The sequence below is a fragment of the Citrobacter sedlakii NBRC 105722 genome (assembly GCF_000759835.1).
Classification (GTDB): domain Bacteria; phylum Pseudomonadota; class Gammaproteobacteria; order Enterobacterales; family Enterobacteriaceae; genus Citrobacter_A; species Citrobacter_A sedlakii.
This window is the reverse complement of sequence record NZ_BBNB01000011.1, coordinates 1-13,772: the sequence shown is the minus strand read 5'-3', so window position 1 is coordinate 13,772 and position 13,772 is coordinate 1. Positions and strand designations below refer to the sequence as shown.

Genomic DNA, 13,772 nt, shown 5'->3' with positions numbered 1-13,772 from the left:
TTAAATTCATCTGAAGGAGCAGGTTGAATGATAAGGAAGTTGAGTGTCGGTATCGCGGCGGTGTTAAGTCTGGCTTGCTCGTTTCAGGCCATGTCGACGATTCAAATTATGACGACGCGCGTTGTGCTTAATGCGGCAGAAAAAGAACAAAGCGTACGTATTAACAACGTGGGGGCCCAGCCCACATTAACGCAAGTGTGGCTATCTACCACAGAGAAAAACATCGGTGCCGAGAAGGAGCAGCTACCCTTCTTTATTAACCCGCCGGTAGCCCGCATTAACAGCCAAAAAGGGAAAGTATTCCGTATCTTCCAGACCGACGAGGCCATTAATAAATACCCTAAAGATCGTGAAACCATGCTCTGGTTGAACGTATTAGATATCCCACCTGAATTACCTGAGGATGCGAACAAGAATCAGATAAAAATGGCATTCAGGACGCTGATTAAATTCTTCTACCGTCCGGCAGGTTTGAAAGGAAACCCGATGGAAGCGGCGGATAATTTAACATGGGAATTACAAAAAACCGCGAAAGGCTATGCCGTTACGGGTACGAATAGATCGCCTTATTACGTCAGTATGACGAACGCCTGGCTGCTCAACGCCGAGGGTAAAGAGAGTGAAGTGGAAGGACAGATACTTGCGCCTTACAGCCAACTGACTTACCACTTTCCGCAGGTTAATGCTGTACAGGGGAAAGGCGTATTTAAATACAACTACATTACCGATTTAGGTGCTTATATCAAACGTACTTATACGTTCTAAACGTTAAGGATATTGTTGCCAGGATGGTTGCTGCATGTTCCCTTTTATTAAAAAAGATATAACACAACATCAAATCAAGCGACTTATGACGACCTGGGTTGCTGTTGCGGTACTGTCCTCATTTTCCGCATCGGCGGCGAGTGAAGGCCAGGCCATAAATTTTTCTCGTGGGTTTATGAAGTTTTATGATAGCGGAATTGACCTCACGCAGTTCGACGGCAAAGACAAAATCCTGCCCGGGGACTATAAGCTGGAGGTCTACAGCAATCGTACAAAAATTGACGCATGGATGATCACATTCGTTGCGGCGCAAAACGAACAGGGGGTCAACGCCTGCCTGAAACCCGAAATGATCATCCGCTTTGACGTTGATACGTCAAAGCTGCCGGAGAACTGGAAGAACGCAGACTGCATTATCCTGCCGGCGTTAATTCCTGGCGCTACCGTGAAATACAACCAGGACGATGAACAGCTTGACGTCACCATTCCTCAGGCGATGCTGTTAAATACGCCGGTAGGGTATATCAGTCCGGAATTATGGGATGACGGTGTGCCTGCGTTAATGTCTTCCTACACCTTTAGCGCAACCAGCGCGCGCTATCGTCCGGGGGAGGATAACTCGAATTACCTCTACGGTAACATGCACAACTCGTTGTCTTTAGGGGCGTGGCGTTTTACAACCTATGACAGCATGATGTCCGGCAGTGATACGAGTGAGTCTGGTATACAACATATTCAGGCTTATGCTGAACGCGCTATTGCGCCGATTAAGTCGACAATTGTGTTGGGCGATCTCAACACCACTGGTGATTTTTTCGATACCACGGCGCTACGGGGTGCGCGCCTGGCGACGGATGATCGGATGTTACCGGATTCCGTGCGTAATTACGCGCCTGTGGTGCGTGGGATTGCGAACAGCAACGCCACGGTTACTATCACGCAGGCGGGGAATACGATTTTCGAAAAAGTCGTCCCACCGGGCGAGTTTGCGATTAGCGATCTGTATGCCACCGGTTACAACGGCGACCTGGAGGTCACCGTCAAGGAAACCAATGGCGATGAAACGCATTTCTCCGTACCGTATTCCAGCGTCCCGCAGTTGTTGCGAGAAGGCTATTCACGCTACTCCATGTCTGCCGGCGAGATCCGCGACACGTGGCTTTCCGAGGATCCGCAACTGCTGGAAGGGACTATCCAATATGGTCTGCTCAATAACCTCACGGGTTATCTCGGTGGGCAAAGCGCTTTCGACGGCGACTACGCTTCATTAATGACAGGTTTAGCGGTGAATACCCGCCTCGGCGCGCTGGGTCTTGATGTAACACGTTCTTTTACCCACTTCGACGATCAGCCGGAGACTCAGGATTGCGGTACGTTTTGCGATATGAGTCTGCGGATAAGCCTGGCGAAGAGCCTGCCGGATATCGGCACCAACTTCAGTTTGGTCGGCTACCGTTATTCGAGCAAAAATTACTACTCCTTGTCCGATGCGATAAGCCTTAAACGCAGCCTTGATACGGGCGATACGGATTACTATCCATCACGCTATCGCGAGCGTCTTGAAGCCAACATCAATCAGACATTACCTCCCGGTTGGGGAAGTTTTTATGTGAGCGGATTTGTTGGCAACGTCTGGAATGATGAGTTAGGACAGAATGAAAAGTCCAACTTTGTCGTTGGGTATAACAACCAGTTTGGCAGAACGACCTGGGGTATCTCTTTTGGCCGCACGCATAGCGAAGATGGCGAACGTGAAGATACGGTTTATCTAAACGTCAGTCTGCCGCTTGGCAACCAGTACGACAGAAACGTGCGCCTCGGCGCTAACTTTAGCTATAACAGCGACGACGCGAATTTCCGTACCTCCTTAAATGGCTCTGCCGGCGAGCGTTCGCAGTTCGGTTTTGGCGGTTACTTCAGCCAGTCAAACCAGCCAGAAACCAACTTCGGTATGAACCTGTCCTATACGGGAGAAAGTGCTTCCGGCGGCGTGACCTACAGCCAGTCCAGAGACAGTTTCATGGCAGGCGTGAACTTCAACGGCGGAATGGTAGTGCACCAGGGCGGGGTTAACTTTGTGCCAATGCTCGCTGATACCATTGGTATTGTTGAAGCGAAAGGGGCTGAAGGATCGCATGTGTATCCGGACTCGAATGCAATCATTAAAGATAATGGATATGGGATTATCAGTTATCTGTCACCCTACAGATACAATGAAGTGTACGCCGATCCTAAAGGTACTCGCTTTGACGTAGAAGTCGATGATACGCGCCGTACAATTGTTCCTACCGCCGGGGCAGCCGTCCTCATAAAAATGGATGCGCAAAAGGATAAGCAAACTTTTGTCCATTTCGTATTGAATACGGGGGAGATTATTCCTTTTGGCGCGCCCATACTCAATGGCGAGGGGGATAATATTGGCATGGTTGGCCAGAATGGTCTTGCTATGGTTTCACTGCAAAAAGGGAAAAATACGCTTTTAATTAAATGGAAAAAACAAAAGCAGTCATTCCAGTGCCGGTCAAGTTATGACGTGACTGAAAAAGAACATAATGCTGATGAATCAGAGAGCGCTTTTAAAGCTGTCGATATTCATTGCGAAAAGGAAGAATTAACAAAATGAAACGGATTTTATCAGGGCTATTGATGTTAGCGGCGGGCATACTGTTTTCGGTCAGTAGTAATCAAGCTTATGCTGCGCTTTGTGAATTAACGTCACCGTTGGCGATGTTGAATATCACAGATGATATTACACTTAAGCCTGCAGAGAAGGGGGCTGCAGGTACTGTACTCTGGAGTAAAACCTTTTCGGTGCCGGATATTAGCTATAAGTGTAATAGCGCTACGCAGTCAACCTGGCATTCCTCTTATACGCGCAATTACATTACCTCGCAGATCGATAATGTCTATGTCACGGAAATTCCGGGTATCGGTATCCGCATGAAGTGGCCTACTCAAGCCGCTGACGCCTGGTTACCCGGTAACTCAGGAGCTGCGGTGACATGTGCTGCCGGATGTTCGATAAAAAATAGCACGGTGCTGGTCGAGTTTGTTCAGACGGGGACGCTCAATGCTGGGGAGAGTTATATTCCGGTAGGAAGCGTTGCAGAGGCCTCGGTTATTCCGACAGCAGATTCCAGCGATAAATTATCCATTTTATCTATTAATTTTGGCACGGCGATTAAAGTTATACCCAGTTCGTGCACTCTTTATCCATCAACAAATTATATCGATTTGGGAACCTATAGTCTGGCTGATTTTGTTAAAGATAATTCGAAGCAAGGGGATAAAAAAGAGTTCACTATTACTGTGGCCTGCCCCGAACCCGCAAACGTCAAGCTGCAGTTTGACACAGTGATTAACTCACAGTTCGCTTCTCTCACGGGGGTACTGGGTGTTGAGACAGGCGAGGGATACGCGGAAAATTTTGCGATACGTCTTTATGAAAAAAGCCGTTACAGCTCTACTGCGCTAACGCTTGGACAAGCTAAAGAGTACCCGGTCACATCAATGCGGACCAATACCTATCAGGCACAAATATATGTGCCGACCAACATCCAGCGCGATTCGCAGCTGACAGCCGGAAAAGTTGTGGGCGTTGTTGTATACACAATGATAAATTAAATATAAATATCAGGGAATGATGTGATGATATATTCACGCTTTTTATTAAAACAGATGGTTTTAATTGTGCCACTTTTACAAGTGGCACATGCCGCTATGCTTCCCGGTCAGCAAAATAAGCAAGAACTGGACAGACTCGAAAGACAAAGTAATCAGTTTTTAATTGAAGAGGCGAAACGTACAGAAGCGCTTTTGCAAAAACAAAGAGCGCTGCGCGGTAGCGAAGAAGAAGGCGGGCTGCCGGCTGATTCACAGTGGAAATTTAAAGTCGATAAAATTGTCATTCTGGATGACGATCGGTTCGACAGCTCGCCGCAACGAGAAGAAATCGTTCAGCGCTATGTGGGAAAGGAACTGGGAAAAGCCGAAATTTTTTCGTTGGTCAAAGAACTGACGGATTTTTATATTGCTCGTGGCTATGCTACAACCCTTATAAGTATTGAACCTGGTAATATTAAAAGCGGCTCGTTAACGCTTCGTGTACTGTGGGGAAAGATTAACGATTTTAAAGTGAACGGTCAAGAACCTTCATTTCGTGAACACACGCGTTTATTTACCGCCTATCCCTTTGCCAAAGGGAAGGTGCTCAATATGCAGGATATTGACCAGAGCGTGGAAAATTTATTACGCGTATCGGATGCTGATAATATTCATGTTCAGCCCTCGGTGATTAATGGCTATTCCGATCTCAATTTACTGCATCAGCCATCATTTCCGGTATCTCTCACCGCAGGTCTCAATAACTCGGGCACTCAGGCGGAGGGCTGGCAGCAATACTATGGCAGTTTTACCGGTAAAAATATTGCCGGGCTAAATGATATTTTTAATGCTTATTACTCCTGGAACAACCTTAATAATCCGGATGACAAACAGGACTCCTGGTCTTTTAGCTATGGTGTCCCATTGGGATATTGGGGATTTGATGCGAATTACTATAAATCTCAATACACTAAAAGCATTGATGGTGGGTACGACATTTATGAGTCAGACGGAAACTCAGAACGCGCGTCACTGCGTGTAAGCCGTATGCTTATGCGTGGTGCAACCGGTAAAACAAGCGCGTGGATGAAAGTTGAGCGCCGGGATAACTACAATGGAATTGAACATTCGCAAATCGATGTCAGTTCAAAAAAATACACCTCGCTTGCTTCTGGCCTGACGTACGTCGGCGCGTTGGGCGGTGGTTGGGTCTATGGTGATATTGGCGTAACGGCTGGGGTTCCATGGTTTGGTTCGGCCTGGAAAGGCGATCCGGACCTGGAGGGTTTTGACCTCAATTATATTAAATATAACGGCATTGTCAGCTGGACTCGCCCTCTTTATAAAGTGGGAAGGCTGGGGGTTACGTATGAATTAAACAGTGGCTTCCAGTATTCGCCAGATGTGCTGGTGAGTGACGCAAAAGTCACAATTGGCGATGAATATACGGTTCGGGGCTTCAAAGACGATAATGTAATGAGCGATAGCGGAGCATGGATCGCAAATACTCTGCAATTCCCTTTTGATGTGGGTGTGGCTGGTGTTTATCAGTTGACGCCTTATATGGGCTACGATCTCGGATTCACTAAAGATAATTGTCCTGAGGGTGTCGATGCGTGTGATGGGCAGTTCATGATGGGCGCGTCAGTAGGTATCAAAGCAAGCGGTAAATATTTCTCCTCCTATGTTATGGCAGGTTGGCCCATCAGAAAACCAGATTCAATGGATGAACAGACTGTAGATGATGCAGTTGTCTATTACAAAACGGAAATTACTTTTTAATTTAGGGACACATTATGAATCGACAAAATGTTAAAGCTGAGAAGTTGAATGCCAGCAATTTGCATAAAAAACTTGGCCCATTATATCTGTCATTGGCGAGTATTTTATCGCCTGCCGTTGAAGCAGCCACCACACCGGACAATCGTCAATCGAACGGTCCCACGATGGGCCAGACGGCGAATGGCACGCCGTTGATTAATATCGCTAACCCTAATGCGAAGGGCGTTTCATTAAATAAATTCACTGAATTTAACGTTGACCAGAAAGACGTTGTCTTTAATAACAGCATGCAAGAAGGCGTGACCAAAATTGGAGGTTACGCGGTTAAAAATGGTCAACTGCAGCAGGAAGCCAGTGCGATTATCAGCGAAGTCACAGGTGCGAAGGCCTCGTATATTAATGGCACGATGGAAGTTTTCGGTAAAAAAGCCGACATTATTATTGCGAACGAAAATGGTATTAGCGTCAACGGCGCGACGACCATTAACGCCAATAGTCTGACCCTCAGCACCGGTAAAGTACAGGCAAATCAGGACGGTACTTATAAACTTGCCGTCGATAAGGGAAACATCACCGTCACCGGGCAGGGTATTAACACTGAAGGCTTAAGCTATTTTGATATCGTCAGCCGCAGCGCCCAGCTTGAAGGCGAAATCGCCGGTAAGGCAGACCTGAAGGTTTTGGCCGGACAGAACGACTATGAGCTTGCCAACCGTAGCCATACCGTTCGTAGCCAGGGCGATGGGCAGGGGCCTGCTGTTGCTATCGATGGTAGCGCGCTGGGTTCCATGTACGGCGGTAAAATTCAGTTAATCAGCACCGAATCTGGCGCGGGTGTGCGCCACGCAGGTGGTATTATTTCCAGCGGTGATTTAGAGATTAGCGCCGACGGGGATATCACGCTGGCCAGTCTGCACAGCGATAAAAATATTACGCTAAACGGCAACAATATTGCGACCACCAAATCCAGCAATAGCGCGATGGGCGTTGAAGCGCAAAATGACATTGTGTTTAATGCGCTTGCTGGCGTTACCCTCAATAACGATGTGATTTCCTCTGCGGGTAAGATCCGTATTGACGCCAGTTCGCTGGTGCAAAATGCCGCCTCGCTGATTACCAACGCGACGGCGACGACCTCTGTACCAGCCATCCAGATCAACGTTGCCGGACAATATACGCTAAATGGCAAACTCCAGGCGCTGGATGCAAATGGCAATATCATCAGCAATGGCGTTGTGACGCTGAAAAAGGGTGACTTCGTCGTCCTGGTGGACGGTAAGGAAGTCGCGTTCAGCTCACTGGTATCGGATGTTCAGGTTATCAGCCACAGCGGAGATATTCAGATTACCGCAGGCAGTATGACCAATAACGGCGGCTCTGTACTGGCGAAAAAAGGTACTTTGCAGGTTAATCTGACTGGCGCGTTTGAAAGCAGCGGTGCCGTTAACGCCAGCGGCAATATCGTTATCGCTTCCGGATCGGCGAAAAATAATGGCGTGATCTATGCGTCTGGCACCCAGACGCTCACCGTTGGCGACCTGGATAACAGCGGCCGAATCTTTGCCGATAAAAAACTGGTGATGAATGCCAGCGCCCTCAATAACAAAGGGGTAATCGGCGTTACGCAAGGGGAAATGCAGCTTGCCAGCCGCGGAAACCTTATCAATAGCGGTACGATCAGTAGCGACGATGCAACCATCGATGTAAGTGCTGAAGGCGATATCGACAACAGCGGCAATATCATCAGCAATAAAAATGACGTTACCGTCACTGCGAAAGGCAAGTCGCTGAAAAATACCGGCACCATTGAAGGCCGCAGTATCGCGCTAACGACTTCTGATGCAGATGCCACTCTTGAAAACGGCGGCACCGTGAATGCTAAACAGAAAGTTCAGGTGAAGACCGCGAAGCTAAGCAATGCTGGCGGTACGCTCAGTTCGTCGGGCGATATGGAATTGAAGGTGAGCAAGCAGCTCGCCAACACCAGCGGCGGTGAAATTCTGGCGGCGGGTAAACTGTCACTGGATGGCGAAAACGTGACGACAGTGGTGAATGACGGTGCCGGTTGGATCCAGGGCAAGTCCGTTTCGTTGACCAATCTTGCGTCGCTGTCTAATACCCAGGATGGGGTTATCTTAGCCACGGAAGATCTTACGCTTACTGGTATTAATACGCTGACGAATGACGCATCGACAATTCAGGCGACGACGCTCCTGCTCGATCAGATTGATACGCTTAATAACGTCAATACCGGGACAATCTACAGCGGTGATAGCCTGCAATTGTCGAATATTGAATCCCTTAAAAACGATAATTCCCAGCTGATTGCCGAAGGCGCTCTTTCACTCAGCCATCTGTCCGACATTTCAAACCAGAATGGCGCGGTGGTGGTCAGTGGCACGCAGCTTGCCATCAACAATGTTGATTCATTAACCAACAGCGGTGGCGCGGTGATTCAGGCAGGTGGCGCGCTCAATATAACTTCCGTTGATACGCTGAATAACGCTTCCGACGCTTCCATTGTGGCGTCAGGCGATATGACGTTTGACGGCGTTCGGGAACTGACTAACCAGGCTGTCATCCTTAGCAACAGTGCGATCACCCTGCAAAATGGCGATACGCTTAAAAATGAAGGCGTTGTACAGGCCGGAACCGATCTGATTATCCGCAATATCAGAAACCTGATTAACCAGGGGAGCGACCATGTGTTAATGGCCTTGCGTAACCTGACGATTGAAGATGTGGATGCCCTGACCAACGCCGACCAGGCCGTGATTACAGCAAGTATGCATACTGTACTCAATGCGATCGGTCTGCTGACGAACCTGTCAGGTTCCTTGATTCAGGCGGTTGACGGTACGCTGACTATCGCCGCGGATACCTTGACCAACAGCGGCGGCACGGGGGAATACGCATCAACTCTGGTCGCGGGCGGCGACCTGACTATCGATGCTAATAATCTGACGAATGATGATGGCGGCGCTATTGTCTCGTCTGATAATAACCTGACGCTGAATATTGCGCAGGTTTTAAATAACACAAATTCGGCGGTAATCGTCGGTGGCCGAACCACCACGCTGAACGTGACGAACGGTGATATTAACAACAGCGCTGATTCGCTTATCGCCGGTTATGATATTAACGTCAACGCCAGGGCTATGGCGAATGACGACAACTCGTCTATTGTTGCCGATCGCGATCTGACGCTCAAACTGGCCAGCCTGAATAATACCTCTGGTATTCTGGAAGCCGGGCGGATTTTGTCTCTTGATCTCGACGCCAGTTTGACCCTTGACAATCTCAGTAAAAACATTCGGGCAGGAAGTGAGCTGAACATTTCGACGCAGGGTGATTTTACGAACAATGCCATGCTGGAAATCATCGGCGATATGAACGTGGACGCCGAAGGCGACTTCGTCAATAACATGTCTATCGTCACCGGCGGTGATTTAGATATTAATGCGAAGAATGTGACTAATGGCGCGCAAAGTCTGCTGTGGACAATGGGCGATTTGAGTCTTGAAGCGCGCAACGGACAGTTTATCAATGCCGTTGGCGGCAATGTGCTTAGCATGGGTGATTTGTCGATTATCGCGAAAGAAATCTGGAACCAGGCGGGGATAATCCGGTCAGAAAAAGATATTTATCTTGATGCTGAAGTCATTACCAATGAAAGCACCTACAGCGGTGATGAAATTTCAATCACTGGCTCGCAGATTGCAACTGTATCGTATGAGACGATCGAACATGCAATGACGAAATCTTATACGCATATTGGGTTATATATGCCGACCGTCACATCCGGTCTGCAACTGGAAAACCAGGCGGAGATCAGCGCAGGTGGCAATATCAATATCAACCAGCGTGATATTTACGATACCCACGATGTGATTAATACCGGTGGTCTGATACAGGCGGCGAAAGATATCACCATCACAGGTAACGTCTATAACTCGCCGCGCTATGGCGAACTTACGCTTTACGATTACTTGCAACTTCCGCTCAGCAAGGAAGGCTCCATTACCTATCGCTGGGAGCTTGCATCAGAGCACCAGTCGAGCTGGGAATTCGATACGCTTTATCAATTCCTTGACTTTGAATTTGGCGGAGGCAGTGCGGCAAACAAAATTGACACAAAAGGGGGCGGCACTGATGCGGAAAAAGAGCTCTGGTTTAATGCAGTAGTGATGTTAGGTAATCAATCAACATTATTTAACAGCATGATGATCCGAATTTTCGGCGAAAACTGGCAAACGTCTAATTATAACAAATTGTGTAATATTTGGGCGCAACAAACCGCATCAGACAATGCAGGGCTGAAGGCCAATAAAACCTATTATGTGCCGCAGGAAAAAGGCGAAATTACCGCTGGCGGCAACTTCACGCAGAATGGTGGGGTGCTGGATAATGGTATTGCCGGGGCAGGGGTGATTAACGCCAACGCCAATATCAGCGATGTTGATGTAGGTGATTATACCGTTGACACCGTTATTGCGGGCTATGATGTTAACGTCAATACCAAAACTATTGATGAGCTGTCCATGGGTATCAGCCCCATGCCGACCATCAAAGATATGATCTCGATCCCGGGAATGTTTGAAATCTCCACCGATTTCAAGAAAACCACAGAAGCGGCGAAAAATGGCGAGGATTATCCGGGACCCGCTAACAATATCGTGCCGATTTTTGAAACCCGTCCATCGATGATAGACCAGAGCGGTTATACCGGATCGGACTATTTCTTTGATCAGGTGGGGTACGATCCGCAACAGCCGGTCAATGTGATCGGCGATAATTATTTTACCTCTGAGCTGATTCGCCGCGAAATTTCCGCCTCGGTTGGCAGCTTCTTCTCAATTCGCGACGGCCTGGAGGGCGATGCGCTTGTCCAGGCATTAATGGATAACGCAGGTGAAGCGGCGAAGGATAGTGAGCTTGGCCTGGTGGTTGGCGAACCGTTGTCTCAGGAGCAGCGTAGCAATCTGGATAAAGATATCGTCTGGTTTGTTAACCAAAATGTAAACGGTGTGGATGTATTGGTTCCGGTTGTTTATCTGTGCCCGGAAACGCTGCGTCAGATGGAAAGCGGCGACGTTAACGGCGGCAGCGCGACAATCCATGCTGGTAATGACATGAACGTTGATGCCAGTGAAATCAACAATATGAATGGCTCAATTTCGTCTGGCGGCGACATGACGTTGGTCTCTGACGGCGATATTAATAACGTCAGTAACGGTATGAACTCCGGTATTTCCGCGGGTGGCGATATGAGCATGACGACCACCAATGGCGATATCAACAATAATGGCGCGGCTATCAGTGCCGACGGTGATATTGCGATGAGCGCTGAAAATGGCGATATCACCATGACGGCAAGCGTGGGTCGGGGTGAAGATGGCAAGCAGATTATTCATGCCTACGACGATGGCGTGACTGCTGGCGGTAGCATCAGCATGGAAGCGAAATCAATCACCTCAAACGCGTCAGATATTACCGCGGGTCAGGATGTCAATATGAAGGCCACAGAAGGGGACGTAACCTTCAACGACCTGCATGAAATTGATGCGACCCGCACCATTGATAACGATGTGCAAAATGCCTTTAATTTCTCGTTATCAGATACCTCCGCCACGACGGGCACCGCTATTGGCAGTAATGTGTCGGCTGGCGGGAATATGAACATTGAGGCTAAAAATGATGTTGTGATGGAAGGCGGCACCTATTCTGCGCAGACCGGCTCGATCTCGGCAGAAAACAATGTCACGATTAAAACCTCAGAGGATGTCTCTCATTCGGAAGAGCACACCTCCAGCCGCGAATTCCGTATGGGGGCTGGGGTCAGCGGTGGTGGTCAGACAGTGGAAACGGACTATGGCACGATGTCGGGTGGGTCTAATACAACCACGACAGGCGATTACGTTAGTGCCGGTTCACAATCCGATACGTCGGCTATCGGTAAAAAGCCTGGACGCGCGCCGGTAAACGATACCGCGGGTTTCAGTCTCGAATTTAATTCTCAAAGTGATTCTACCGTTACTGACAGTAAAAAGAATACGAATGCCTCAATCAGTTTTGCCGAGTCGGGATCGATCAACGCCAATAAAACCGTGGATATCGGTGGGGCTGACCTGAGCGCGGGTGACTCTCTGAGTATTAATGCAGAAGATGTCGCCAGCACTAAATACCTCGATGAAGAGAAGACCACCACCACGCATAAAGAGATGAATTTCGGTATTTCTGGCGAAGCGCACAGTACCCTTGCCGATTCCGCCGATAAGGCCGGTAACCTGGTCGAGAAATCGCAGGATGGCCAGGAGCTTAATGCGGGGACCACTGCCGCAGAAGTGCTTGGCGATGCGTCAAATTTGTTACTTAACGATATTGCGGGCGCGTCCATAACGATTGGCGGCGGTTCGAAGAAATCGACATCCACTACCGAAACGACATCGGAAAATATCACCAACATTAATGCGAAAAATATCTCTATCAATACTAAAAAAGACACCACCCTCAATGGTGTCGATATTAAGGGCGAGGAGGTAGAAATTAACGCCGGTGGCGACGTGTCGATGAATGCGGCGAAATCGACTTCCAGCTATTCCAACTCCAGCGAAGAACATTCTGGAGGGGTCACGGCAGGCGTTGGTGTGGATCTGACCGGAATCAGCGGCGGTGCGTCCGTTGACTACAGCGGTAATAAAGAAAATGGTTCCGGTGATTCAACCACCTACACCAACAGCACTATTACCGCCGATAACGTGAAGATCAAAACCGGCGGCGATATGTCCATGACCGGGGCAAATATCGAGGCCAATACCGCGGATGTCGACGTGGCAGGGGATCTGGATATTACCTCCGTCCAGGATACGGTTCATACCGAAAATGCCCGACAGAACTGGGGAGCGTCGGTGGGTGTCGCCGTATCGGGTAAAGGGGTTACGCCTACCGCCGCGGTAAACGCGGGTGGTGGCTCCGAAGCGCATGACGCAGCGACCACGGCAAAACAATCTGGCATTCACACGAATGGCGAAGTGAACGTGAAAACCGGCGGCGACCTGAACATGACAGGGGCGAATATTGTCTCTGAAGAGGGTACCGGCTCCGTGAACGTGGCTGGCGACATTAACGCCCGAACCCTCGAAGACAGTGTGGAACAGGATGGTCTGTACGGTGGCGGTGGTGTGGGTATCGGTGGCGTGCCGGGCAAGAAAGGCGGCGTGCCATCGGCAAACCTTTATGTTGATACGGTTGATGAAATTCATCGTGATGAAACGCAAAAATCGACCATTTCCGTTGGTGATATCACCAGTAAAGGCACGACCGGCGAGATTAATACCAATAAAGACGAAATGTCTGTCGTCACGCGTGATGAGAAGGAAGCGGGCAACAATATCTCCTTTACGCTGGCCGATCCGGGCATCGGTAAGAAAAATAAAGGCAGCTATGATCTTGATACGCCAGATGCGCCTAAGAACAAAGGCAACGGTAGCACCGGCGAGAAAAAGACAGATTTCACTCCGGGCAAACCGCCGCGTAGCGAAGACGTTCCGGCCGTCACGCCGCAGAAGTCAGAGGATCTGAAACCGGCGCCGAAACCGGCAGACAGCGAAACGAAGACGGAC

General features: G+C 49.0%; 5 protein-coding genes. All 5 read left to right on the top strand.

From position 1 onward, the window contains the following. The first annotated feature begins 27 nt into the window (after positions 1-27). Positions 28-765, top strand: a complete 738-nt coding sequence (locus CSE01S_RS15530) for a fimbrial biogenesis chaperone (protein WP_042290363.1) — start codon at positions 28-30, stop codon at positions 763-765. 175 nt (positions 766-940) lie between these two features. Next, on the top strand, positions 941-3,388 hold the full coding sequence (locus CSE01S_RS15525; protein ID WP_233422709.1) for a fimbria/pilus outer membrane usher protein: 2,448 nt from the start codon (positions 941-943) through the stop codon (positions 3,386-3,388). Continuing rightward, positions 3,385-4,389, top strand: a complete 1,005-nt coding sequence (locus CSE01S_RS15520) for a fimbrial protein (RefSeq protein ID WP_042290358.1) — start codon at positions 3,385-3,387, stop codon at positions 4,387-4,389. Before CSE01S_RS15525 ends, CSE01S_RS15520 begins: the two co-directional genes overlap by 4 nt. Before the next feature lie 24 nt (positions 4,390-4,413). Next, the gene (locus tag CSE01S_RS15515) at positions 4,414-6,150 is read left to right on the top strand and encodes a ShlB/FhaC/HecB family hemolysin secretion/activation protein (RefSeq protein WP_052406301.1); all 1,737 of its coding nucleotides are present in this window, start codon (positions 4,414-4,416) and stop codon (positions 6,148-6,150) included. A 14-nt stretch (positions 6,151-6,164) separates the two neighbouring features. Then, positions 6,165-13,772: two-partner secretion domain-containing protein (locus CSE01S_RS15510; protein ID WP_042290355.1), on the top strand; the 7,608-nt coding region annotated here is incomplete at its 3' end.

Excerpts from the sequence above, each read along its gene's own strand:
- CSE01S_RS15530 (WP_042290363.1), top strand. The coding sequence starts at position 28 with ATGATAAGGAAGTTGAGTGTCGGTATCGCGGCGGTGTTAAGTCTGGCT.
- CSE01S_RS15525 (WP_233422709.1), top strand. The coding sequence starts at position 941 with ATGAAGTTTTATGATAGCGGAATTGACCTCACGCAGTTCGACGGCAAA.
- CSE01S_RS15520 (WP_042290358.1), top strand. The coding sequence starts at position 3,385 with ATGAAACGGATTTTATCAGGGCTATTGATGTTAGCGGCGGGCATACTG.
- CSE01S_RS15515 (WP_052406301.1), top strand. The coding sequence starts at position 4,414 with ATGATATATTCACGCTTTTTATTAAAACAGATGGTTTTAATTGTGCCA.